The organism is Synechococcus sp. UW86 (genome assembly GCF_900474085.1).
GTDB lineage: Bacteria > Cyanobacteriota > Cyanobacteriia > PCC-6307 > Cyanobiaceae > Parasynechococcus.
The window spans coordinates 1-21,318 of the sequence record NZ_UCNU01000002.1 but is presented as its reverse complement, the minus strand read 5'-3'; the positions used below and the strand labels follow the sequence as shown (position 1 = coordinate 21,318).

The 21,318-nt window shown below is 62.4% G+C and carries 20 protein-coding genes, 2 tRNA genes and 1 pseudogene; 14 read left to right on the top strand and 9 right to left on the bottom strand.

Annotated features, from left to right (window positions below; all coding sequences use genetic code 11):
- Positions 1-2: 2 nt before the first annotated feature.
- Complete coding sequence (gene hemB / locus DXY04_RS00205) at positions 3-1,004, bottom strand: porphobilinogen synthase (RefSeq protein ID WP_038557395.1); 1,002 nt, start codon at positions 1,002-1,004, stop codon at positions 3-5.
- Positions 1,005-1,043: 39 nt separating this feature from the next.
- Positions 1,044-2,030: a DnaJ C-terminal domain-containing protein gene (locus tag DXY04_RS00200; RefSeq protein ID WP_115160530.1), complete on the bottom strand. Its 987-nt coding sequence runs from the start codon at positions 2,028-2,030 to the stop codon at positions 1,044-1,046.
- Between the two features lie 125 nt (positions 2,031-2,155).
- Here DXY04_RS00200 and DXY04_RS00195 point away from each other — a divergent pair, with 125 nt between their 5' ends.
- Both DXY04_RS00195 and DXY04_RS00190 read left to right on the top strand, forming a co-directional pair.
- Positions 2,156-2,557: a vitamin K epoxide reductase gene (locus tag DXY04_RS00195; protein WP_115160529.1), complete on the top strand. Its 402-nt coding sequence runs from the start codon at positions 2,156-2,158 to the stop codon at positions 2,555-2,557.
- Between the two features lies 1 nt (position 2,558).
- On the top strand, positions 2,559-4,235 hold the full coding sequence (locus DXY04_RS00190; protein ID WP_115160528.1) for a SulP family inorganic anion transporter: 1,677 nt from the start codon (positions 2,559-2,561) through the stop codon (positions 4,233-4,235).
- On the opposite strand, the gene DXY04_RS00185 is transcribed toward DXY04_RS00190, so the two are convergent.
- Entirely contained in the window at positions 4,223-4,927 is a 705-nt protein-coding gene (locus DXY04_RS00185; RefSeq protein WP_115160527.1) for a tRNA-(ms[2]io[6]A)-hydroxylase, read from the bottom strand. The two genes, DXY04_RS00190 and DXY04_RS00185, sit on opposite strands and share 13 nt — an antisense overlap.
- Positions 4,924-5,364, bottom strand: a complete 441-nt coding sequence (aroQ, locus tag DXY04_RS00180; protein ID WP_115160526.1) for a type II 3-dehydroquinate dehydratase — start codon at positions 5,362-5,364, stop codon at positions 4,924-4,926. The genes DXY04_RS00185 and aroQ overlap by 4 nt, the downstream gene beginning before the upstream one ends.
- 84 nt (positions 5,365-5,448) lie before the next feature.
- Between aroQ and DXY04_RS00175 the strand changes: the two genes are divergently transcribed.
- Together DXY04_RS00175 and DXY04_RS00170 are read left to right on the top strand one after the other, a co-directional pair.
- A tRNA-Tyr gene (locus tag DXY04_RS00175) sits at positions 5,449-5,530 on the top strand.
- 9 nt (positions 5,531-5,539) lie between these two features.
- Positions 5,540-5,611: transfer RNA gene (locus DXY04_RS00170), tRNA-Thr, on the top strand.
- Between the two features lie 32 nt (positions 5,612-5,643).
- Here the strand turns inward: DXY04_RS00170 and DXY04_RS00165 are convergent.
- A complete protein-coding gene (locus DXY04_RS00165; protein WP_115160525.1) occupies positions 5,644-7,074 on the bottom strand; it encodes a glycoside hydrolase family 13 protein in 1,431 nt (476 codons plus the stop codon).
- A 51-nt stretch (positions 7,075-7,125) separates the two neighbouring features.
- Here DXY04_RS00165 and glpK point away from each other — a divergent pair, with 51 nt between their 5' ends.
- The 4 genes and pseudogenes from glpK (at position 7,126) to DXY04_RS00145 (ending at position 10,925) form a co-directional block, all read left to right on the top strand.
- Complete coding sequence (glpK, locus tag DXY04_RS00160) at positions 7,126-8,631, top strand: glycerol kinase GlpK (RefSeq protein ID WP_115160542.1); 1,506 nt, start codon at positions 7,126-7,128, stop codon at positions 8,629-8,631.
- Positions 8,624-10,153, top strand: a complete 1,530-nt coding sequence (locus DXY04_RS00155; RefSeq protein ID WP_115160524.1) for a glycerol-3-phosphate dehydrogenase/oxidase — start codon at positions 8,624-8,626, stop codon at positions 10,151-10,153. Before glpK ends, DXY04_RS00155 begins: the two co-directional genes overlap by 8 nt.
- 45 nt (positions 10,154-10,198) lie before the next feature.
- Positions 10,199-10,456, top strand: a pseudogene (locus DXY04_RS12605) (response regulator); the annotation flags it as partial.
- Positions 10,457-10,469: 13 nt separating this feature from the next.
- A complete protein-coding gene (locus DXY04_RS00145; protein WP_244278521.1) occupies positions 10,470-10,925 on the top strand; it encodes a hypothetical protein in 456 nt (151 codons plus the stop codon).
- Here the strand turns inward: DXY04_RS00145 and DXY04_RS00140 are convergent.
- Positions 10,922-12,574: an alpha-amylase family protein gene (locus DXY04_RS00140; RefSeq protein WP_115160521.1), complete on the bottom strand. Its 1,653-nt coding sequence runs from the start codon at positions 12,572-12,574 to the stop codon at positions 10,922-10,924. The two genes, DXY04_RS00145 and DXY04_RS00140, sit on opposite strands and share 4 nt — an antisense overlap.
- A gap of 54 nt (positions 12,575-12,628) precedes the next feature.
- Here DXY04_RS00140 and DXY04_RS00135 point away from each other — a divergent pair, with 54 nt between their 5' ends.
- The gene (locus DXY04_RS00135; RefSeq protein WP_115160520.1) at positions 12,629-14,008 is read left to right on the top strand and encodes an aldehyde dehydrogenase family protein; all 1,380 of its coding nucleotides are present in this window, start codon (positions 12,629-12,631) and stop codon (positions 14,006-14,008) included.
- Between the two features lie 99 nt (positions 14,009-14,107).
- The gene (locus tag DXY04_RS00130; protein ID WP_115160519.1) at positions 14,108-15,106 is read left to right on the top strand and encodes a LysM peptidoglycan-binding domain-containing protein; all 999 of its coding nucleotides are present in this window, start codon (positions 14,108-14,110) and stop codon (positions 15,104-15,106) included.
- A gap of 6 nt (positions 15,107-15,112) precedes the next feature.
- Here DXY04_RS00130 and DXY04_RS00125 read toward each other — a convergent pair whose 3' ends face one another.
- Together DXY04_RS00125 and DXY04_RS00120 are read right to left on the bottom strand one after the other, a co-directional pair.
- Positions 15,113-16,573, bottom strand: coding sequence for an ATP-dependent DNA helicase RecQ (locus DXY04_RS00125; RefSeq protein ID WP_115160518.1), 1,461 nt, complete (start codon positions 16,571-16,573; stop codon positions 15,113-15,115).
- Between the two features lie 69 nt (positions 16,574-16,642).
- Entirely contained in the window at positions 16,643-17,689 is a 1,047-nt protein-coding gene (locus DXY04_RS00120; RefSeq protein ID WP_115160517.1) for a hypothetical protein, read from the bottom strand.
- 98 nt (positions 17,690-17,787) lie between these two features.
- Between DXY04_RS00120 and DXY04_RS00115 the strand changes: the two genes are divergently transcribed.
- Positions 17,788-17,997, top strand: coding sequence for a photosystem I reaction center subunit IV (locus tag DXY04_RS00115; RefSeq protein ID WP_006851563.1), 210 nt, complete (start codon positions 17,788-17,790; stop codon positions 17,995-17,997).
- Between the two features lie 5 nt (positions 17,998-18,002).
- The gene (locus tag DXY04_RS00110; protein WP_115160516.1) at positions 18,003-18,839 is read left to right on the top strand and encodes a DNA-formamidopyrimidine glycosylase; all 837 of its coding nucleotides are present in this window, start codon (positions 18,003-18,005) and stop codon (positions 18,837-18,839) included.
- Here DXY04_RS00110 and mtnA read toward each other — a convergent pair.
- Entirely contained in the window at positions 18,830-19,843 is a 1,014-nt protein-coding gene (gene mtnA, locus DXY04_RS00105; protein ID WP_115160515.1) for an S-methyl-5-thioribose-1-phosphate isomerase, read from the bottom strand. The genes DXY04_RS00110 and mtnA overlap by 10 nt on opposite strands.
- Here mtnA and mtnB point away from each other — a divergent pair.
- Positions 19,843-20,511 (top strand): methylthioribulose 1-phosphate dehydratase, encoded by a 669-nt coding sequence (gene mtnB / locus DXY04_RS00100; protein WP_115160514.1) that lies wholly within the window; start codon positions 19,843-19,845, stop codon positions 20,509-20,511. The genes mtnA and mtnB overlap by 1 nt on opposite strands.
- Positions 20,508-21,260, top strand: coding sequence for an acireductone synthase (gene mtnC, locus DXY04_RS00095; RefSeq protein WP_115160513.1), 753 nt, complete (start codon positions 20,508-20,510; stop codon positions 21,258-21,260). The genes mtnB and mtnC overlap by 4 nt, the downstream gene beginning before the upstream one ends.
- Positions 21,261-21,318: the final 58 nt, after the last annotated feature.

Here is a 21,318-nt window from a genome sequence, read left to right as displayed (position 1 = left end):
GATCAAGCCTCCTTCAACCAAGCCGCTGCATCGCAGGCGTGGTAAGTGAGGATCAGATCAGCACCGGCGCGCTTGAAGCTCAGCAAAGTCTCCAGCACAACGGCCTTTTCATCGATCCAGCCCCGCTCCGCCGCGGCCTTCACCATCGAATACTCACCACTCACGTTGTAGGCAGCAATGGGGAGTTCCGACTCCTCGCGCAGTCGGTGGATGATGTCGAGATAGGCCAAACCTGGCTTCACCATCATGATGTCGGCGCCCTCCTGCTCATCGAGCTGGGCTTCGGTGATGGCTTCCCGAGCATTGGCGGGATCCATCTGATAGGTGTCTTTGTTTTTGGGGATCGGCTTGCTGCCGGCGGCACGGGGAGCGGAATCGAGGGCCTCACGGAAGGGGCCGTAGTACGCGGAGGAGTACTTCGCCGTGTAGCTGATGATGCCCACATGTTCGAAGCCTTCGTCGTCGAGGGCTTCCCGGATGGCACCGACCCTGCCGTCCATCATGTCGCTGGGACCGATCAGATCAGCGCCCGCTTCAGCCTGCACAACGGCCTGTTTGCAGAGCAGTTCAATCGTCTCGTCATTGAGGACCACGCCGTCCTGGCTGACGATCCCGTCATGACCATCGCAGGAATAGGGATCCAGGGCGACGTCGGTCATGATTGCCATCTCGGGGATGGCTTCCTTGATCTGGCGGATCGCCCGTGGAATCAGGCCATTGGCGTTGAAGCACTCAGCCCCGTCTTCGGTCTTCAGTCCCTCAGACACCTTGGGGAAGAGAACGATGCAACGCACCCCAAGGTCGTAGGCACGCTGCACTTCGCCGGTGAGGGCCGCAAGGCTCCAACGGCTGGCACCAGGCATGGCAGCGATCGGCTCGACCTCAGCGCCTTCATGCACAAAGAGTGGATAGATGAAGTCTGCAGCCGAGAGACTGTGCTCACGCACCATGGCGCGTAGGGCGGGCGTACGCCGAAGACGACGGGGGCGGTAGGTGAGCTCCATCAGACCCAAACACAAGGTGTGATCGTAAGGGTCACCCGATCAGAGGGCCGCCGAACGAAGCCACTCTTGACGTGGATGGACCGTGCGCTTGGCACGCAGTTGCTCCAACAATCGAAGCTCCTCCTCACTCCACGAGGCAGGCATGGCCAGCGTCAGCGTCAGCAGGAGATCACCGCGACCGGTCTTCGACGGCCAGCCTTTGCCCTTCAACCGCAGACTGCGGCCCGGGGCGGTGCCGGCCGGAATGCTCACCTGGGCCTCACCATCGGGCGTCATCACCGAAACCATGCCTCCAAGGGCCAGTTCATCGAGGCTGACGGGGAGATCGGCCCGCAGCTGATCCGACTCCAGGCGCCAGATCGGGTGATCCTGAATCTTGAGGTTGAGATAGAGATCGCCCCGGCGTCCGGTTCCCGGTTGCAGGTTGCCCTTGCCCTTCAACCGCAGCCGCGAGCCGTTCTTCACCCCAGCGGGAATGCGCACCTGAACGCGCTCATTGTTCACAGAGAGGCTGCGTTCTCCACCGAGAAAGGCCTCCGAAAAGGTCACATTCACCGATGCTTCGGCATCGAGATTCACCGGAGGGCGTGAAGCCTGGCCACCACGCGGGAAACCGCCCCCTGCGAATCCCCCGCCGGGAAATCCACCCCCAGGGAAACCACCCCCCTGGAAGCCACCGCCGCCTGGACCACCGAAACGGCCCAACAGGTCGTTGATGAAATCGTCGAAATTGCCGTAGCGACCGAAGTCGACATCCATCCCGGGTGCGGCTCCCCCGCCCATGCCACCGGCCTGGTTCCAGTACTGGCCGAATTGCTCATAACGACGCCGCTTCTCGGGGTCGGAGAGCACTTCGTAGGCCTCACTGATCTCCTTGAACCGCGCTTCAGCCTGTGCATCACCAGGGTTGACGTCAGGGTGGTATTGGCGCGCCAGGCTGCGAAAGGCTTTCTTGATGGCATTGGCATCGGCGCTGCGATCAACACCGAGCACCTGGAAATAGTCCTTGTATCCGCTGCCTGCCATACCCATCCAGTGGTAATCCCAGTTTCACCGCAACAGGGCTTGCGTTGTTGCTTCCGCATGGAGGGAAGCCCGAACGCCTGAATGCGACCTAGCTTCAGGCCAACCACTGCATCAGCATGAGGAGCATGGCTTCATCCCTGCTGGCATCCGTGCTGGTCGCAGCTGGCGGAGCTGTTGGTGGCCCGCCTGGTTCGGCCGCTCCCTGGGCCAGCACGCTCGGAGAGCCCCTGCACGACTCAAGCCACCAGGCCCTCGAACTGACGCAGCATCTGAATGCGATGGGGGCCAAGTTTTACGGCGCCTGGACCTGCCCGGCCTGTTTCAAGCAGATGAACCTGTTCGGCAAACAGGCCGGAGCGGACGTGACCTATGTGGAATGCCGCAAGCCCAAGCAGCTGCCGGAGCAAGCCGAAGCCTGCAACGCCGCAAAAATCAGGGCTTATCCCACCTGGGTTCTCCCCGATGGGCGCCAAAAAGTGGGAGTTCAGTCCCTGGAAGCCTTGAGCCGCTGGAGTGGTCTGAACTGAGATGGCACTGATTCACGGCCTGCATCAACGCAACATCCGAGGCGACCTTCTCGGAGGATTGACGGCCGCCGTGGTCGCGCTGCCCCTTGCCCTGGCCTTCGGCAATGCCGCACTGGGGCCAGGAGGCGCCATCTACGGCCTGTATGGCGCCATCGTGACTGGATTCCTGGCGGCCTTGCTCGGGGGAACTCCCGCCCAGGTGAGCGGACCCACCGGACCCATGAGCGTCACCGTGGCGGGGATCGTCTCCAGCCTGGCCGCCATCGGCATCGGTCGTGATCTCAATGCCGGCGAGATGCTGCCGTTGGTGATGGCCGCTGTGGTGATCGGTGGTGTGTTCGAAACCCTGCTCGGGGTATTGCGGCTGGGGCGCTTCATCACCCTGGTGCCCTACTCGGTGGTCTCCGGCTTCATGTCGGGAATCGGTTTCATCATCCTTGTGCTGCAACTTGGACCCTTCATCGGGGTGAGCACCGGGGGCGGCGTGGTTGCGTCCCTGAGTTCGCTGATTGAGTCCCCCAGCTGGAATCCAGCCGCGCTCGCCGTTGGATTGATGACACTCGCTGTGGTGTTTCTGACCCCCCTGCGGATCCGCCAATGGGTGCCAACGCCTCTGCTGGCGCTGCTGATTGTGACGCCGTTGTCGCTGCTGCTGTTCAACGACAACCGACTGCTGGAGCTGGGCCTTGAACCCATCGCCCGGATCGGAGCCATCCCCGAGGGGGGCTTGCAACTGGTGGTTCCCGATTTCAGTCAGCACATACCGGAGCTGGTGAAAGCCGGCATGGTTCTCGCCCTGCTCGGGGCGATCGACTCGTTGCTCACCTCCCTGGTGGCCGACAACATCACCCAAACCAACCACGACTCCAACCGTGAGCTGATCGGCCAAGGCATCGCCAACACCGCGGCCGGGTTTCTCTCCGGCCTTCCCGGTGCCGGAGCCACCATGCGAACGGTGATCAACATCAAATCTGGTGGTCAGACGCCCTGGTCGGGCATGACCCATTCCATGGTGCTGCTGCTTGTGCTGCTGGGGGCAGGCCCCCTTGCGGCACAGATCCCCACGGCGCTGCTGGCGGGAATCCTGATCAAAGTCGGCCTCGACATCATCGACTGGGGCTTTCTGCTTCGCGCCCATCGCCTGTCGGCGAAAACAGCCGCGCTGATGTACGCCGTGCTGTTGATGACGGTGTTCTGGGACCTGATCTGGGGCGTTTTGGTGGGAATGTTCGTGGCCAACCTGTTGACCGTTGATTCGATCACGCGGTCCCAACTGGAAGGGATGGAAGAGGACAACCCCTCCGATGCCACGGATGCACTGCACGCCAATCTTTCCCCGGAGGAGGAAGCCCTGATCCTGCGCTGCGGCAAGGCCTTGATGCTGTTTCGTCTGCGCGGCCCTCTGAGTTTTGGCGCCGCCAAAGGCATCAGTGCCCGAATGGGATTGATCCAGAGCTACAGGGTTCTGATCCTTGACCTCACCGATGTGTCCCGCATCGGTGTCACCGCAACCCTCGCCATCGAACGCATGGTGGAGGAAGCACGATCAGCGGGCCGCACCCTGTTCATCGCCGGAGCCAACCACAGCCTCGAACAACGGCTGCGCCAATTTGGCGTGGAGGGGGTGCTTCGGCCATCCAGGCTGGAGGCCTTGCAGGAGGCGGCTCAGCTGATCTGACTGCTGATCTGTGGGGCATCCACACCACAGGAATGCATCCGCACGTCTTCAGGGCGTTCTAACTCCCCTTCCAGCGCCTTCACTTCGGCCAGGGCCAGCACTTCGAGGCGCTCAACGATCAGCTCCCGCGGATAGCGCTGCTCACACAACACCCAGTACAGGCCGAAGTGGCGGGCTTCACTCGCCAACAGATCGCTGTAAAGCTCCCGCAACCGAGGATCCGGGCTGTGCTCCGCAAGCAGTGCCATGCGCTCATGGCTGCGGGCTTCGATCAGACCCGCCACCAGGAAGGAGTCGAGCATTCTCTGCGGCTCACCTTTACGGATCTGCCGGGCCAGATCAGCGCCATAGCCCGGGGAAGGCAGCGGTTCCAGGTAGCGCCCCCGGGCCTTGATCAAGGCCAGCACCTGCTCAAAGTGCTCCAGCTCTTCCCGCGCCAGAGGGCTGAGGGCTTCACCCAGACCCGGTTCGCAGAGGTAGCGAAACATCATCTGCACCGCAGCCCCGGCAGCCTTGCGTTCGCAGTGGGCGTGATCGATCAGCACCTCCATCGGCCTGGCGTTGGCCTGCTCCACCCAGCTCCAGCTGGTGGGCGCAGCCAACCAGCGGATCGACGCCACTGTCTTTGAAGGAACTGCCTTGGAAGGAACTGTCTTGGAGGGAACAGTTTGTGGTGGAGCAGTGCTGGTCATGCGTTCCGGCGCAGATGGCTGAGCAATCCGCTCAAGGCAAGGCTGTAGCTAGAGGGTCCGAAGCCGCAGATCACACCTACAGCGCGCTCAGCCAGAAACGAGTGATGGCGGAACTTTTCCCGGGCATGGGTGTTGCTGAGGTGCAATTCCACATAGGGAATCGCGACACCAGCCAGGGCATCACGGATGGCGATGGACGTGTGGGTGTAGGCCCCGGCGTTGATCAAGATTCCATCGCAGCGGCCCATGGCCTGGTGAATCCGGTCCACCAGGGCACCTTCGAAATTGCTTTGAAAGCAGTCCAGCTGCACTGATTCCTGCTCCGCCTCCCGGGTCAGCGCCGCTTCGATGTCCGCCAGGGAGGAATGGCCATAGATCCCAGGCTCACGCTGGCCCAACAGGTTCAGATTCGGACCGTTCAGCAGCAGAACGTGCATGGCTGGAGATCGGTTCAGCTCGGCAGATCGTATCGAGATCGTGGGGAAGGACACACCGACTGGTAAGTTCTTGCGGTGTGGTTCGGGTCGGTGCCCGAGTGGTTAATGGGGGCGGACTGTAAATCCGCTGGCTCTGCCTACGTTGGTTCAAATCCAACCCGGCCCATCCCCACATGCCCTTGTAGCTCAGCGGTAGAGCACTCCCTTGGTAAGGGAGAGGTCTCGAGTTCAAGTCTCGACAAGGGCTTTCTTGCTCCCCACGGCACCGGGGGAGAGGGGTTAAGACCCCAAAACAGCCGCCGATTGCGGGCTGACACTTTTGTTGTCAACACGTCCCAGCGTCCACAGGATGGATTGTCCCGACTCGATGGTTAGGGGCACAGGGGTGCAGTGACTGCGGTTGACCACCACCCGAAGTCCATCCGCAACGCCCTCCAGCACGTCAGCCCCTGGGGCTGACCAGCGCAGACCATCCCTGCGCAAGACCCCATGGGCAGAGCGGAGTTCTGCGAGGGACTGGATGAATGGGCGCAGATCAGCACTCCAGGGAACGTCCCAGGGGTAAGCCTCACGGCAAGCCGGTCCAGGACCGCTGGAGGGGCCCGGTTCAGGACCACCCGCCAGGGCAGCTTCAGTGCCGTAATAAATGCATGGCGCTCCTTGATGAAGGAAGAGCAGCAGCAGGGCCAGCTTCAGGGCCGCCACGTCGTTGTTGAGGCTGTGAAGTGCACGGGGCACGTCATGGCTATCGAGCAGGTTCATCTGGGCCCTGTTCACCACCTCCCGGTAGGAACGCGTTGTTGTCGTCCAGATGGTCAACAAAGCCTGCCCATCCAGGGGGTCGAGGGGGTAGTCGGAATTGCGGTAGTCCCGCCGCAACGCTTCAGCGGCGGCCCAGCAAAGGCTGCTCCATCCCAACCGGTAATTCATCACGCCATCGAAGTGGTCGCCCTGCAGCCAGGGGGTCGCATCACCCCAAACCTCGCCAACAATCCAGGCCTCCGGGTTGGTGGCCCGCACCATCTGCCGGAACTCAACCCAGAAGTCCGCCGGCACCTCGGCAGGGACGTCGAGACGCCAGCCGTCAATCCCCTGCTCGAGCCAGTGACGGCCCACCGCCAGCAGATGCTCCCGAACCCCGGGATTGGCATGGTTGAACTTGGGCAGATCCGGCAAGGCCCACCAGCCGTCGTAACCGCAGTCCTCGCCAGGGGCGGGATAGGGCTGCAGGGGCCAACGGTGCACATGGAACCAATCCCGGTACGGCGAATTCGCACCGTTTTCCACCACGTGATGAAAGGCCCAAAAGCCGCGGCCGCAGTGGTTGAACACCCCATCCAGAACCAACTTCATGCCGCGTCGATGCACGGCATCGATCAATTGCGTGAGTGCGGCGTTGCCCCCCAGCAGGGGATCCACCTCGAAGTAGTCGTAGGCGTGATAGCGATGGTTGGCGGCTGAACTGAAAATCGGCGTGAGGTAAAGGCAGGTGATGCCCATGCCTTGAAGCTCATCCAGGGCATCGATCACGCCATAGAGATCCCCGCCCTGGAATCCCTCCTCGCAAGGGTCGGAACCCCATGGCTTCAAGGCGAGATGGCGCTGAGCCTCGACCCGCCCACTGCGCCGGAAACGATCGGGAAAGATCTGATAGATCACCGCGTCCGCCACCCAAGCAGGAGGGTCTTGAAACGGCGTGGTCGCTGCCAAAACCTTTGCAGTCAGCCATCTCCTGGCTAGCAGGAGAGAAAGACATTGGCCATGGCTGAACAGCCTCTCCTTCTGGCCCTCGATCAGGGCACCAGCAGCTCCAGAGCCGCGCTGTTCAGCAGCTCCGGAGATCTGGTGGTCAGCGCCAGTGCACCGCTGCCGATTTCCTACCCCGCCGATGGATGGGTGGAACAGGACCCGATCGAGATCTGGACCAGCCAGCGGCAGGCCATGGTGCAGCTCGATTCGAAGCTCAGTGAGGGGCAGCGCAAATCGGTGGTGAGCTGCGGCATCACCAACCAACGGGAAACCACCGTGCTGTGGCGCCGCAGCAATGGCCTCCCCTGCGGACCGGCCCTCGTCTGGCAGGACGGCCGCACCGCCGCCATCTGCGACGCCTGGAAGCAGCAGGGACTGGAGCAGGAGTGGTGCAGGCGCACGGGCTTGCTGCTCGACCCCTACTTCAGTGCCAGCAAGATCCGCTGGATGCTCGACCACTACGGCGACGCCCAGGCTGCCGCGGCCAGCGATGACCTCTGTTTCGGCACGGTGGAAAGCTGGCTGCTCTGGCAACTCACCGGCGGCCAGCGCCACGGCAGTGACATGAGCAATGCCAGCCGAACGCTGCTGATGGACCTGGAGCAGCAGCACTGGGTGGATGAGTTCCGAGAGCCCACAGGGCTCCCCGCCAGCGCTCTGCCCGAACTGCTGCCCTGCCGCGGAGAATTCGGGCGCATGGCTGCGGACCTTCCCTTTGCAGGCTTGCCGATCCAGGCCATGCTCGGCGACCAGCAGGCCGCCACCCTGGGCCAGCTCTGTCTGCAGCCCGGAGAAGGAAAGTGCACGTACGGCACGGGGGCTTTTCTGGTGATCAACACCGGCGATGTCGTCCGCCGTTCGGATGCAGGGCTGCTCAGCACCCTCGGCTGGACGGATGCCGCTGGAGCACCCAGCTTCTGCCTTGAGGGAAGTCTGTTCAACGCCGGCACTGTGATCCAGTGGCTCCGGGATGGGCTGCAGATCATTGATCAAGCTCCCCAGGTGAACGAACTGGCGCGTTCGGTGCCGGATTCAGGGGGGGTGATGCTCGTGCCCGCCTTCACCGGCTGGGGGACACCGCACTGGGATCCCCAGGCACGCGGTGTTCTGGTGGGCCTCACCCGTGACAGCGGACGCGGTCACATCGCCCGCGCTGCACTTGAGGGGATCGCCCTGTCGGTAGCGACATTGGTGGAGCTTGCCGAACAGGCCCTCGGGAGCGGCTTGGGTGAACTGGCGGTGGATGGTGGCGCCGCGGCCTCCGATCCTCTGCTGCAGGCGCAGGCGGATTGCACCGGTCTGACGGTGCGGCGACCCGCCAGCCTCGAGAGCACCGCCCGGGGGGTGGCGCTGTTCGCAGGCCTCCAGGCGGGGGTGATCAGCGACCTGGAGCAGCTCGCAACCGCACGGAGGGACGGAGCGGAACTGTTCCACCCGCAAATGGATGCATCCCAGCGCGACCGCTGGCGCACACGCTGGCAAGACGCCGTCTCCAGAAGCCTGGGGTGGCATGGCTGATCACCAGGTGGACCTGCTGGTCATCGGCGCCGGTGCCAGCGGTGCCAGCGTGGCCTATGAGGCAACACGGCGGGGGCTGAGCGTGGCCCTGCTCGAGGCCGGAGATATCGGCGGTGGCACCAGTTGCCGCAGCACGAAGCTGCTCCATGGCGGGGTGCGCTACCTGGAGCTGGCCTTTAAAACTCTGGACCTGGCCCAGCTGAGGCTGGTGAGGGAAGCCCTGCTCGAACGGAGCCACTGGTTGGCCCAGGCACCGTTCCTGGCCCAACGACTCGAGCTGGCCCTGCCCACACAACAGCTCTGGGGACAGGCCTACTACCGACTTGGTCTTGGGATGTACGACGCCCTGGCCGGTCAGCGAAGCATCGGCCACAGCCGACTGCTATCCCAGCAGCAGATGCGTCAGGCCCTGCCTCTGCTGAAGCCGTGTCAAGGCGGCGTGGCCTACAGCGACGGGCAGTTCGACGATGCACGCCTCAACCTGCTGTTGGCCCTCACCGCCGAGCAACGGGGGGCAACCCTGCGCACCCGATGCCGGGTGGTGGAACTGGAGAGCGACGGCACGGGCCAGCTCAAGGCCGCCATCAGTGAATCCGCCACAGGCCAACGGGAACGCTGGTGCGCCTCAGCATTTGTGAATGCCACGGGCATCCGGGCAGATGAGATCCGCCAGATGGCAGAGGCTGATGCCCCCCCAAGGCTGCTCACCAGCCGTGGGGCCCACATCGTGCTGGAGCAGAACCTCTGCCCGGAAGGGCTTGGGCTTCTGGTGCCATCCACCGCGGATGGACGCGTGCTGTTCATGCTCCCCTTCCACGGCCGCACCCTTGTGGGGACAACGGATGAAGCCTGCACGAAGGAGAACGCCACATCCCCTTCTCCAGAGGAGGAGGCCTACCTGCTCAACTACGTGCGTGGTTGGTTTCCCCAGCTCCAGGATCCGAAGGTGAGCAGCCGATGGGCGGGGGGACGTCCGTTGCTGAAGCCAGCGGACCAGGGCATGGACAGCAGCCGTGTGGTGCGGGAGCACGAGGTGGAAACCCTGGCCTGCGGCCTGGTGAGCGTGATGGGGGGCAAATGGACCACCTGCCGGCCGATGGCTGAAGACACCCTGACCGCGGTGGAACGCCAGCTTTCAGCACCGCTGCCGAAGCCCCAACCCCTGCCGCTGCTTGGGGCAGCCGCCAAGCCTGAGCAGACCATCGTCGAACTGCAGCAGCAAGCGTTGGTCCTCGAGGGCCTGCTGCCCGACTCATCCGAACGAGCCCTACAGATCCTGCATCTGCAGCACAACTTCGGTCTGTGCGCCGAGGCGGTGGTAGCTCAGGCCCCGATGGAGGCACGCGAACCACTGAGCAATGTGATCCCGATCTGCCGCGCTGAGATCCAGCACGCCATCCACAAGGAGCACGCCCGCTGCGCCGATGATGTTCTGAGCCGCCGTTGCCGGCTTGCAATGGTCGATGCAGCCGAGGCGGAGCGGCTGAGCCCTCTGGTCAACAACGAACTCGAACAGATGTAAAAGCGAACTAGACGACCTAGGTTGTGATCATCAGTCGAGAAATCCTTGCACTGTCTTGTTGTTGAAGATCAGCAGATCTTGCTTGATCTGCTGGCAACCATCGTGGATGCTTTCTCCGAGATCGCGACCGTCTCGAAAGCCACAACGTGCGAGCAAGCGATCGCCATCAACAAAAACATGCCGGTGGATTTAGCCATCCTAGATCTACATCTTCCAGATGGTGACGGCAGCGATCTTGGCCTGCATCTTGTCCAAAGCAATCCCTCAATTCGACTCATTGTTCTGACAGGAGCACCAGAAGACTTCAAGATTTCGCATGAAATGCGCGAAGACCTTCGGTGTCGACGTGCTCAAACACGATGGCCTCTGGCAGATCGACGGGGACTGCCAACTCCTGCAGTTGGAGCGGGGCGTGCATCAGGCGGAGCGGCTGAAACTTGGCCAGGGTCTGCGACTGGAGGCTGCCTTCAGTCCTGAAACCGCCCTCCCTCAAGACCTCGCAAGGGTCTGGACCGTCGGCAGCTCCCGCATCCGCACGCCCGATCACTTCGCAACCTTGCTGGAACAACGGGTGATCGAGGCCTGGCTCACGTCTTCAGTACCGCTCCCTGGAGGCAGTGATTCCATCGTCAGCATCCCGTTGACGGACGCCCCTGAAACGATGCACCTGATGGTGCGTCGCAACCTGCACCAGCAACCCGCGATAGCGGAGCTGGTGGCCAGCTTGTTCGCTCAGCATCAGCAACAGCCGATTCGGCTCCAGTCGCCTTAAGCCTCCGCGTCCACCTCACCGATCAACCACCAGTTGAATCCATAGGGCGGAAGGTTCACAAACCACTCCGGCGAAGCAGAGGGGAATTCACAACCCCACATCACCTCACGGGTGCGCTCGCCAGCCCACTCCGAAAGATCCAGACTGAGCGAGGCTCCGGCTGCGGTGACATTGGCGGCCACGAGCACCGTCATCGCCTCGGTGCAGCGGAGATACACCAGCACTCCGGGGTGGGGGCTGTGCAGCAAGCGGAAGCTTCCATGCCGCAGTGCTGGCAGCAGCCGGCGGCAGGTGAGCATGCGCCGGTGCCAATTCAGCAGCGACCCCGGCAGCTGCTTCTGCACCTCCACATTCACCACGCGGTAGTCGTAACCGGGAGCGGTGATCGGGGGCAGCACCAACAGCGGATCAGGAGCGGTGGAGAAGCCACCGTTGCGGGCCGGCGTCCAGGCCATCGGCGTGCGGTTTGGATCACGGTCCCGCAGACCGGGCCAGTCGCCCATGCCCAGTTCATCGCCGTAATACAGGCAGGGCATCCCTGGAAGGCTGTAGAGGAGCCCATGCAGCAACCGGTTGGAGCGTGGATCGCCATTGAGAAGAGGAGCCAGGCGTCGGTTGATGCCCCAGTTCAACCAATGCCCCTGTCCCTGGGGCAGGCCCACCCGGATGGTCTGAATCACCTCATCGCTGATGAGATGGCCATCCCCCAACCAGAGTTCATCGTGATTGCGCAGGGGCAGGGCCCAGCGAGCACCAGATACCGCCTGCTCGGCTTGCATCAGACACTCCCCGAGCTGCTGGGTGCGGCCACTAGCAATGGCGGCAAACAGATGGGCGGTGAGCACGAAGTTGAACGCTCCATGCAGTTCGTCATCCGACAGGTATGGAGCGGCCTCCTCCACCGGCTGAATCGCCTCTCCCAGCAAGAGCACATCACGGCCATGGGCATCCACCCGCTCCCGCAATCGCTTGAGGAAGGCGTGGGTCTCCGGCAACCCCTCGCAGCGGGTGCCCTCTGACTCGAACAGGAACGGAACCGCATCCAAACGGAACCCGTCAACGCCGCGATCCAGCCAGAAGTCGACCACCTCCAGCATCGTGTCCTGCACCCAGGGATTCTCGTAATTGAGATCGGGTTGATGACGCAGAAAACGGTGCAGGTAGTACTGCTCGGCAACCGGATCCCACTCCCAGTTGGAAGCCTCGAAGTGCCGGAACAGAACCGGTGCCTCGGCGTAGCGCTTGGGGTCGTCGCTCCAGACGTACACATCCCGTTCAGGACTGCCCTTGGGAGCCCAGCGGGCCCGCTGGAACCAGGGATGCAGGTCACTGGTGTGGTTCAGCACCAGGTCCAAAATCACGCGCATGCCCTGGCTGTGGGCCGCCGTGAGGAACCGATGGAAGGAGGAGAGATCCCCAAGGTCTGGATGGATTCCGGTGAAATCGGTGATGTCGTAGCCCCCGTCCCGCAGGGGGGAGGGATAGATCGGAGTCAACCAGAGGGTGTTGACCCCCAGCCAGCGCAGATAGGGCAACCGCGCCGCAAGCCCCTTGAAATCACCGGTGCCATCGCCATTCCCATCGGAATAGCTGCGAACGATCAGCTGGTAGATGACCGTTCCTGACCACCACGGAAGCGCTGGGGTCATCCCCCGGTTGCAGATTCACCACTGCTAGACCCGACTGGCCTGATCGTCAGCCCTGTGGCCCTCACCCAAACGCAACTGAGCCGGATGAAGGAGCTCGTGGGGGCTGGGCTGACCCGTCCCCTGGCCTGGCGCCGAGAGCAATTGCAACGGCTCTCGGCCCTGGTGGAGGAGCACGAATCGGAGGTGCTCGAGGCCCTCGCCGCCGACCTCGGCAAACCACCCACCGAAGCCTTTTTTGAGCTGGTGGCCCTGCGACAGGAGCTCAAGCTCACTGGCCGGCAGCTGGAGCGGTGGATGCGACCGCGCCGCGTGGCTGTGCCTCTCTCACTGCGCCCCGGCCAGGCCAAGGTTGTGCCGGAACCACTCGGGTGCGTTCTGGTGATCGGACCTTGGAACTATCCCTTTCAACTGACGCTGCGGCCCTTGATCAGTGCCCTGGCTGCTGGCAACACGGCCGTGCTCAAGCCTTCAGAACACGCCAGTGCCATCGCAGATCTGATTGCACGGCTGATCCCTCAGCACTTCGAGCCTGATGTGGTGCAGGTGGTGCAGGGAGATGGTGCCGTCGCAGCCAACCTGGTGGCCATGCCCTTCGACCACATCTTTTTCACCGGTGGCGGCAGCATCGGCCGGAAGGTGCTGGAGGGGGCCGCTGCCCATCTCACGCCAGTGACCCTGGAACTGGGGGGCAAGAGCCCCGCCATCGTTCTTGAGGGGGCCGACCTCACGGTGGGGGCACGTCGCTTGATCTGGGGCAAGGGGATCAATGCCGGCCAGACCTGCATCGCTCCAGACCATCTGCTGGTGCAACCCGCCCTGCGTTCACCGCTGCTGAAGGCGATGGAGGAGGCCCGAACGGAGATGTATGGCGCCGATCCCCTCAACTCGAATCAGCTGGGGCAGATCATCAATGAACGCCAGTTCAATCGGCTGGAGCAGCTGCTGGAGACCGCCAGAGCGGATGGGCGCATCCTGATCGGAGGCGAAATCAGTCGGGAGCAGCGGCGCATCGCCCCCACCGTGATTCGTGTGGATGACCGCAATGATCCGCTGATGGCCGAGGAACTGTTCGGCCCTCTCCTGCCGGTGCTGGTGCTCGAGGACCTCACCACAGCCCTTCAGGAGATCCGCCAAGGCCCCAAACCGTTGGCGCTGTACCTGTTCGGCGGTGATGAGGCCCAGCAACAGCAGGTGCTCACCACCACCAGTTCAGGTGGTGTCTGCCTGAACGATGTTGTGATGCAAGCCGGAGTGCCTCAACTGCCCTTCGGCGGCGTCGGTGCCAGCGGGATGGGTAGCTACCACGGCCAAAGCGGCTTCGACACGTTCAGCCACCACAAGGCGGTGCTCAAGCGCCCCTTCCGCTTTGATTTCAAGCTGCGCTACCCGCCCTACCAGGTGGATCTCAACCTGCTGAAGCGGCTGGCGGGATAAGGCGCACTCATCACCTGCACATCCCTTCTGCAGCAGGTGCTCTGGGGGGCTGGCGCTTTACCCCAGGCACCGTATCTTGCGGGCATCTGCCGGAGACGAATGCGCCGTACCGCTCTTGCCGCCCTGCTGCTGACGGCCTGGTTCCCCCTGTCAGCCACGGCAGCCTCGGTGACGGTGCGGTCCGGCGAAACACTTTCAGATATCGCTAACCGCTACGGGGTGAGCGTTGGCACGTTGATGCGGATGAATGGGATCCGCAATCCAGACCTTGTTCAAGCCGGGAGCCGTCTGCAGGTGCCAGGCCCCACCGTGACTGCAGGCTCGGGCCGCCATCGCGTCAACAGCGGTGAAACCCTCAGCAGCATTGCCAACCAATACCAGGTCCGCAGTCGCGACCTGATGGCCCTCAACAACCTGCGCAACGCTAACCACGTTGAGGTCGGCCAGACCCTGCGACTTCCGAGCAATGCCGTGATGCCCCGTCCGGCCTTCAAGCCGGTGGCTGTGACCCCGATCCCGGGAGCCACGGAACACACTGTTGCCAAAGGGCAGACCCTCACGCAGATCGCCAAGGCCTACAAGCTACCGGTGGCCAGCCTGATCAGCATCAACCAGCCGATTGACCCCAACAAAGTGGAGGTGGGCACGCGTCTCTACCTGACCGATCCCTCCCTCCAGAAACCCATCGCCACCCAGATGCAGCCGGCAACAACGAAACCGGTTCAAGCCAAGGCCGAGCCCGTCCAAACCAAGGCCGTCCAAATCAAGCCAGTGCAAACGAAACCGGTTCAGGCCAAAAAACCGGTGGTCAAGGCCAAGCCGGTCGAGGCCGCCAAGCCCAAGCAGACCCTGGCCAAATCGGCTGACTGGCGCACCTATGGCCCGCTCCAGGTGGACTGGGGCAACTGGCAAGCCATGGGTGGCAGTCAAGTGGTGCCCACCCTCAATGCCCAGGGGCAGGCTCTTTATCTGGCTGTGAACTGTTCCGCCAAGAAGATCAATGCCACCGGTGCCGATGGGAGCTGGAAAACCTGGGAAGCACCGAAGAGCCGCTTCGAAAAAGACCTGGTGAAGGACCGTTGTCAGCTCAAGGCCTGATCTGAATCAGGCGGCATAGTCGAGCGGCCAGGGGGAATCCAGGAATCTCCGGCCGCTTTCGCGGAGATAAAGCCGCTGAGCACCGTCGTTGCTTTCCTGGATCAACTCCTCTTGCACGAGCCGACGGGCCAACCAGGTCCAGCGGTCATGGCGTCCAGGTTCATGCAGAGCCAGGTGCTCTCCAAGGCGACGCATCTCCGTCCCGTCCTGCTCGGCCAGATGGGCCAGGAGCGTTTCCACCTGAGCTGACCAGTCGCGTCGCTTGGGGGACTCCACGCAGCGATCGCAGCGACCACAGGGACCCACCAACTCGCCGACAGCCAGCAGCAACGCCTGTTCACGGCACATTTCACCTTCGGCGACGGCCTCCATGCGACGCAGCTGCTGCTGTGCCAGGTCCAGGCGACGACGGTCCTCCAGGGAATCGCTGCCCCGGGTCGAGGCCCGCATGGCCCAGCCCAGGCTGGTGCGATCACCCGGCGAAAACAGCACCTGGCAATGGGCCGGCTTGCCGTCTCTGCCGGCGCGGCCCGATTCCTGCAGATAGCCCTCAGGTGTGGCCGGCAGATCGAGATGAAGCACCAGGCCCACATCGCCACGGTCAACGCCCATGCCGAAGGCCACCGTCGCCACCAGGACGGGCCGCTCGTGCTCAAGAAACAGCTTCAGAGCCTGCTGGCGGGTCTCCGGATCCAGACCGGCGTGATACGGCGTTGCGGCAACCCCTTGGTCAGTCAGACGTTCCGCCCACTGCTCCACCGAACGACGGGTGCGGGCGTAGATCAGCGCAGCACCACGGGACGTCTCCAGTGCCTCCAACACCTGCGGCATGGGATCCCTGGGGCGCCGCTGCATCGTGTAGTGGAGGTTGTCCCGGCGGGCCGAACTCACCTGCACGAGCGGGCGACGCAGATCCAGCAGGCGAATGATGTCGGCTCGCACCCTTGGGGCAGCCGTCGCGCTGAGGGCCAGCATCGGCACTCCCGGGCAGAGCCTGCGGATCTGACCCAGGCGGCGGTAATCGGGGCGGAAGTCATGCCCCCAGGCACTGATGCAATGGGCTTCATCCACCGCCAGTGCCACCAGTCGGCCGTCCGTGGCATGACGTTCCAGCATCAGCCGGGTCTGCTCACCCTGAAGTCGTTCCGGCGCGATGTAGAGCAGACGCAGCGTGGCGTCCTGCAGCTGCTCCAGCGCCTGCTGTCGTCGAGCTGGCTCGAGTCCGGCATGCAGGCAAGCCGCAGCGATTCCCCGTCGCTGCAGGGCCATCACCTGGTCCTCCATCAGCGCCACCAACGGTGAGATCACCACCACCAGGCCCTCGCGCACCATGGCCGGCAGCTGATAGCAGAGCGATTTACCTCCGCCGGTGGGCAGCACCGCCAGCGCGTCCTTGCCAGCCAGCACAGCATCCACCACGGGCCGTTGCCCGGGGCGGAAGCCATCCCAGCCGAAGTGGGTCTGCAGTGCACGCTCGAGCGAAGCCAGAACACACCAGATGTGGAGGCTTCAGATTATCGAGCACAAGATCTGGAGTCAGGCCAGCGGTGGCGGATCCAATTGATCGGGGGACTCCTCCACCAGCTGGAGCCGCACCCGTTTGCCACCCGCGAGCTCTCCCAACGACACCCGCATGGTGGCGCCGCTGAGGGTCTGCAGAGCATTCAGCACATCGCGCAGGTAGGGCGTGCTGCTTCCGCTTTCAACCCAGAGCCGCTCCTGAAGCCCCCCCAAGCGCCGCCAGGAGGTGTGCAGCTTCAGCACCGCCGACTCAAGGGCCTGGGCCTGGCCCACTGCATCAGCCAGCAGGCCGAGGGCATCCAAGCGCTGGGCCTCCTGCATGGCGCGGTCCAGGTCCAGTTCCCCCTGCTGGAAAGCCCGCACGGCAACACCCGACTCGGTTGCCTTGGTGATCCAGCGTGCTGTGCTGGTGACGTCCTTGATCCGGTCGAGTTCAGGCTCATCGCGGAGCACCTTGCGCAGATCTTCCTGCTGCGGCTCAGGAAGCTTGGCCAGTTCCCGCACCAGAGGGGCCACCGCACGGGGTGGCAGCAGGTTCTCCTGGGTGCGCTGACGAATTTCCTCCGGCAGCAAAGGGCTGGTGGCCGCCGTGAATTCATCCGTGAGGCGGCGCACCTGCTTGCGGGTGATTTCCTGCCCCTCGTTGGCGGCTTCGGAAATCATCAGCTGCACTTCGGGAACCGCCTGAGCGGTTTCCATGAAGGCCCGCTTGGAGAACTGATTCACGCTGCTCTCTTCCAAGGTGCCGTCGCTGAGCATGCTGTCGGCGGATTCCGCCAGTTGAATCAAGCCGTAGGCGCGCGTCTTGCTGATTTCTTGCTCCCGCAGCCACTGCAGAAAACCTGCGCCCCGGCCTTCACCGCCGCGCTTTTCCTTGTCGCGCACAGCGCGGAGGATGCGACCGCGCCAGATTTCCGTCTGGAGGTCAAAGCGGTCGCAAACGGCCCAGGCCTGTTCCAGGCGGGCCAGAAATTCCATCGTGCTGATGTCGTCCTGCTCCGGATCCGGCAAATCCAGTTGCAGCAGCGACGGATCTGGATCAAGGGCGATGGAACTCGTCAAAGGGATACCGGCAACGAAGGGACGACATTCTGTGACGCAGCGGTCATCACCACCCGTCCCACGAGATACGCTCCGATTGCATCTCCTTATGCCCAGCGATGGCGATCACCCGCGGCGCCAAGGTGCGCATCAAGCGTCCTGAGTCCTACTGGTTCAACGAAGTTGGCACCGTTGCCTCCATCGACACCTCGGGAATCCGCTACCCCGTTGTCGTTCGCTTCGAAAAGGTCAACTACAGCGGCCTGCAGGGCGTTGACGGTGGCATCAACACCAATAATTTCGCCGAAGCGGAACTCGAGCCGGCCTGAGGCCGTTGCCTGAACTCCCTGAAGTCGAGACGGTCCGTCGGGGACTGGCAGACCGTCTTGTCGACTTCAAAATCGCGCAGGTTGAAGTCTGCAGGCCAAGGGCCATTGCCAGCCCTGGAGGTCCTGATGAGTTTGTAGCTGGCCTCTGCGGAATGACGGTGGGGCAGTGGCAGCGCAGAGGGAAATATCTGATGGCAGCCCTGGAGCCCGAAGGAGGTGTTTGGGGTGTGCATCTGCGCATGACCGGCCAATTCCAATGGCATGAGCAGCCCTCAGAACCGTGCAAACACACCCGTGTTCGCTTCTGGAACTCAAAAGAGCATGAGTTGCGCTTTGTGGATGTGCGCAGCTTCGGAGAAATGTGGTGGGTTCCTCCGGGCCAACCGATGGAAGAGGTGATCACAGGCTTAACGCGACTCGGGCCTGAACCCTTCAGCACCGACTTCTCCGCCAGTTATCTGAAGCAGAAACTCAAGGGCAGCAGCCGACCGATCAAAACAGCGCTGTTGGATCAAGCCCTGGTGGCTGGAGCGGGCAACATCTACGCGGATGAATCCCTCTTCGCATCAGGCATCGCCCCTTTCACGCCCGCAGGGCAGCTGGAGCTCAAACAACTGGAGAGGTTGCGGGATGCCCTGGTGAATGTTCTCACCATCAGCATTGGAGCCGGTGGCACCACCTTCAGTGATTTCCGCGATCTCGAGGGGGTAAATGGCAACTATGGAGGCCAGGCCTGGGTTTACCGACGTGGAGGAGAACCCTGCCGCAGCTGTGGAACGCCCATTCAAAGGGAGAAGCTGTCGGGCCGAAGCACCCACTGGTGCCCGACCTGTCAAAGCTGATTGGGCAGCGGAAGCGCAGAGAGAACCTCCCGATAGGGAGGACGAAGCACGCCGAATTCGGTGATGAAACCTGTCACCAGATGAGCCGGAGTGATGTCGAAGGCTGGGTTCCAGGCCTGGGCCCCAGGAGCCGCGATGCCCACTCCCTTTGCGTGGGTGATCTCCTCTGCATCGCGTTCCTCAATGGTGATCGCGTCCCCATCAACCGTCGCTCGATCAATGCTGCTGCCAGGTGCGCAGACATAAAAGGGAATGCCGTGGGCTCGGGCCACAAGCGCCAGGTTGTAAGTGCCGATCTTGTTGGCAACATCGCCATTGGCAGCAACACGATCACAGCCCACCATCACGGCATCCACTTCACCCCGGCGCATCAGCAATCCACTCGCTCCATCAACAATCACGGTGCAGGGAACCCCGAGACAAGCCAATTCCCAGGCAGAGAGAGCAGCCCCTTGCAAACGGGGACGCGTTTCATCCAGCCAGGCATGGGACAGCAGGCCACGGGCATGGGCGGCTGCAATCACTCCGAGGGCGGTACCAACGCCTCCTGTAGCGATCGCACCCGTGTGGCAATGGTGCAGGACACGGCAGCCCTGAGCCAACAGGGAAACGCCATGATCCACCAGCCGCTGGGTCAGGAGACGATCCTCCTGCTGAAGCGCAGCGGCCACACCGGCGAGCGCATCAACATCAACTGGAGCGGCGGACCCCAGGGCCGCCTGCATCCGATTGAGGGCCCAGGCGAGGTTGACGGCGGTTGGCCGTGATGCACGCAGACCTCGGATCGCAGTGGGGAGGTCATCTCCGGAGCGTGCCGCCAGAACAACCCCCCAGGCCGCCGCGATACCGATCGCGGGTGCACCACGCACAGCCATGGAGGAAATCGCCTCAGCAACCTCCTGCCATCGGTGCAATTGCATGAAGACCACAGCAGCGGGAAGGTGTCGCTGATCCAGCAACTCCAGGTGATCACCGCTCCAGCGGCAACTGGGGGGAAGCGTCAATGCACGTGGGCCGCTATGTCCTGTATAGAAGACGGAGGGATCAGCGGATTGTGACCGCAAACCAAACCCAGCGTGAACGATTAACTGAGGTGATGCGGGGCATCCACCAACGCGGATGGTGCGATGGCACCGGAGGGAACTTCAGCATGGTGCTGCAGCATCAGCCCCTGCAGTTGCTCATGGCACCCAGTGGTGTTGACAAGGGGCAGGTACCTGCCGATCAGCTGATTGTTGTGGATGGGCAAGGCAAGGTTTTAACGGGCAAAGGAAAAGCCAGTGCCGAAACAGCGCTGCATCTACGCATTGTTGAAGCAACCCAAGCTGGAGCTGTACTGCACACCCATTCCGTTCCCGGAACGGTGTTATCCCGCCATTACGAAAACACAGGAGGGATTGTCTTGGAGGGCTGGGAAATGCAGAAAGGCCTGATCGGAATCAACACCCACGCCAGCAGCATCACCATCCCCGTGATCAGCAACAGTCAGTCGATGGATGAGCTGGGCGAGGCAGTCGCACCCTTTCTAGAAACATCGCCCTACGGGTTTCTGTTGGCCGGGCACGGCCTTTACGCGTGGGGGGCTGACCTGGATGCAAGCAAACGACACCTGGAAATCCTGGAATTTCTATTGAAGGTGAGATTGACCCAAATGCAGATTGGAGATCAATGAAGAATCGACAACATCTTCTACTCGACATCGAAGGGACAACATGCCCAGTGAGCTTTGTCAGCGACGTTTTGTTCCCCTTCGCCAAGCAAGAACTGAGCCACTACATCAAACAACACTGGGACAAGAGCCCTGACAATGAGCAAATCCAAGCCGCCAAGAAGGAATGGCTGGATGACCGATCCACCGAAAGCATCCAGATCAAACAGCAGGTTACAAAAGGGGAAGCCGAGGAGATAGACGGATTAATTCAATACCTCAAACACCTGATTAGCATCGACAAAAAGTCAACAGCACTCAAAGATCTACAGGGAAAAATCTGGGAACACGGATACAAAAATGGAGAGCTCAAATCTCAACTGTTTCCAGAAACTTCTGAATGCCTGCGTGAATGGCGCGAGCAAGGATTAACGCTATCCGTCTATTCATCGGGCAGCATTCAAGCTCAAAAACTGCTTTACAGGCACAGCCCTGCGGGTGACCTTGAAAAATTCTTCAGCCACTGGTTTGACACCCACACCGGCCCTAAAAAATCCGCGGAGAGCTACAAAACCATCGCCGAGCAGCTCCACAGCTCGCCCAACAAGATTTGGTTTGTGAGTGACAACGGCGCCGAGTGCGACGCCGCTCGTTCGGCAGGAATGCACACACTCTTCAGCCTTCGCGACGGCAACCCTGACCGTGACCCACGAGATCACACGGTTGTTCAATCACTCCGCGAGGTAAGTGCTCACCTGGCAGCAGAAAAATAGCCCACAAAAAAGCCACCTCAAGGAGAGGTGGCTTCTTCGTGGGTGGTGATGGTGATTG